At 58.6% G+C, this 2008-nt stretch carries 2 protein-coding genes; both read left to right on the forward strand.

All coding sequences use genetic code 11. The features are described 5' to 3' along the window. Window positions 1–228, forward strand: a 228-nt coding sequence (locus BMX68_RS26130; RefSeq protein WP_143063272.1) for a DUF3304 domain-containing protein, incomplete at its 5' end; no start/stop codon positions are given. Then, the coding region (locus BMX68_RS10335) for a T6SS phospholipase effector Tle1-like catalytic domain-containing protein (RefSeq protein WP_074862119.1) at window positions 225–2008 on the forward strand (1784 nt) is incomplete at its 3' end. The genes BMX68_RS26130 and BMX68_RS10335, both read left to right, overlap by 4 nt.

Consider the following 2008-nt stretch of genomic DNA (forward strand, 5'->3'; position numbering starts at 1 on the left):
TCCGCCTCAAAACCCAATCCGTACAAGGGCGAAACCTGGCATGAAAAGGTGGTGCCGATTGAGCCATTCGACGAATTAGGCGACTTGAATGTGCACTTCCTACCCGACAACCAAGTGAGGCTGATTATCTCGCCGGGGTCGCCAGGGTTTCCGGGCTATCGCGGACCGGACGCACCGGTCAAGCCTAACGGCTGGCCCTTTATGATTAGCAAGGAGGACCCGAAATGACCGAGTTTCAACCTGGCTGGTACCACGTCAAGAACCATATGGGCAACGCGATAGACTGTCGCTATTTCGATACCCCACACAGCTATATCGCCTATTGCTGGCTGGAGGCCAACGGCAGCATGGGCACGTGGTGGGATGCCTACAAGCACCCTCCGGCACAGGCCATGACCTGGCAGCCACGCTTCCAACGGATTGCCAACTCGCCCGCGACCGCCGCCTGGGACGCCTATGCCTGCTCCGTGGGCAACCCGGAAATGGAACTACCGATTCCCGTTGTCCGGCTGGGGCGAGAACGCACCATCATGGAAGAACTGGCGCGAGGCATGAAGGCCGACTTCACCGGCATGGAATGCGTGCAGGAAATCCATGTCGGGGTGTTTTTCGATGGCACCAATAACAATATGGAGCGTGATAAACCCCACAATCACTCCAACATTGTCAGTCTGTACGACGCTCACCTCAAGGATCAAAAAACCCACTTTGCCTACTACCTACCTGGGGTCGGTACGCCTTTCAAGGACATTGGCGAACTGGAGGAGTCCAGCTCGGGCAAGAGCTTTGCCGCAGGTGGTGAGGCCCGTATCCATTGGGCGATGCTTCAGGTCTATAACGCCGTCCACCGGGCTTTTTATGGGACCAATCTGTTTACAAAAGGCGAAATGAAAACCCTGGTCACCAAGGACCTCAGTACCTATTTTCGTCACCCCAGCGAGGTCAAGGACGTGCGCCGCATTTTTCTCGGCATCAACCAGCGCCTGATGAAAGCCATGCAGTATGAACGACCACGCATCACCAAATTACACCTTTCGGTGTTCGGCTTCTCCCGAGGCGCCGCCGAAGCCCGCGTATTTTGCAACTGGATCCAGCAGATCTGCGGCGGCGTGATCGCCGAAGCCAAAGTCAACCTGCGCTTTCTCGGCCTCTTCGACACCGTGGCCTCGGTGGGCCTGGCCGACTCCTCTCCCGTCGGGCGCGGGTTTCTTCACTGGGCTCACAACAACCTCGCCATTAAAAACGTCGAAAAGACTGTCCACTATGTCGCCGGCCATGAAATCCGCCGCTCCTTCCCGCTGTCCACCGTGCGCGATGGCGGTAGCTGGCCGGCCAATACCCGCGAGTTTGTCTACCCCGGCACGCATTCGGATATCGGCGGAGGTTACGGGCCCGGCGAGCAGGGCAAATCCCTCGGCGGGCGCAGCACCCTGATGTCGCAGATCACCTTGAATGATATGTATGAAGAAGCCCTAACAGCCGGTGTCAGCCTGAAGCTTAGAAGCCAGATGGATCAAGACTTGGAGACTGACTTCGCCATCGACCCCGCCATGCACGCCGCCTTTATGGCCTACACCGCCTGGACCCTGGAGGCCAACGAGCAAAAGGAAAACCTTGCCGACAGTCGCCGGGGCGTAGTGGAAAGCCGCATGCACACCCAAATGCAGTACTACTGGCGTTGGCGCGCCAGCAAACAGACCGACGCCCAATTCAAGGCCATGCACTGTTGGGCCAATGCCAACCCCCAAGATCAACAAGACCTCTGGGAGGCCGAACTCGACTGGCGCACCGATATCGAGCAGGCCCGCAAGGCCCATGAGCCGATCGTCGAGGAACGCTATATGCCCGGTGTCGGCGTGACCCGACAGCCCAAGCCCGGTCTGGCGAGCCAGACCCAGCGCGATCTGTTGCGCATCGTCAACGCCAATGCCCCCATTGCGCCTTTGGTGGATGAGTTTTTCGACCGTTATGTCCACGACTCCCACGCCGGTTTCTGGCTGCTGGGGCC

This window comes from Pseudomonas agarici, from assembly GCF_900109755.1.
Taxonomy (GTDB): domain Bacteria; phylum Pseudomonadota; class Gammaproteobacteria; order Pseudomonadales; family Pseudomonadaceae; genus Aquipseudomonas; species Aquipseudomonas agarici.